Genomic DNA, 684 nt, shown 5'->3' with positions numbered 1-684 from the left:
TACCAAATAATTCTCTACGGAGAGTTGCAGATAAGCCTCGACAATGTCGGGGCTTTTTTGTATTTCAAATTAAGCCCATTGAATGATGGTATACGATAAAATCTTGGCGTCCTCGCAGAATAAGCCTGCGATTCCTTTTGATAAAGCAGATCTGGCCGCGGGCACCATCTTTATATGAAGAGTAATCAAACCAGGCATTGAGCTGTTTTTTGCGCCTAGACTTTCAGTGAGTTCATACCCATCTACATAAAGCAGGGCGAACAGCAATCATTTAGCGCTTTGAGGTGCTCAATCACGCCTCCCTCTACTCGTAAAGCCCCTATTAATGGCATTTGCATCCTCAACAGCGATGCAGTTTATTTTTTAGAGAAATAAACAAATAAGCTAATACTTTCTGTTACGCGCTTTCCGCTACGACTTCTTTGCACGGTAAAGCGGTACTTTAAGCTTTGATTCACTATAACGAATATTATTTACGCGTTCATTGTTTATATAATATCTGTTTAGTATGCGATTTAACCACTTGAATAAAATCAATTAATTACTTGTTGACTCATTTTTTAATTCTAGTAAAGTATGCCTCGTTCCTCGGTAAGAGGGAAACAAAATGGCGCGATGGCAGAATGGCTATGCTGCGGATTGCAAATCCGTCGATCTCGGTTCGACTCCGGGTCGCGCCTCCAT

Annotated in this window: 1 tRNA gene; it reads left to right on the top strand. The window is 41.1% G+C overall.

Going from position 1 to position 684, the window contains the following annotated elements:
• Positions 1–609: 609 nt before the first annotated feature.
• Positions 610–683: transfer RNA gene (locus ACVBIK_RS20670), tRNA-Cys, on the top strand.
• Position 684: the final 1 nt, after the last annotated feature.

Source organism: Shewanella sp. 125m-1, from assembly GCF_052977065.1.
Note: the sequence above shows the minus strand (reverse complement) of the source record. Positions and strands in the feature narration are given on the sequence as shown.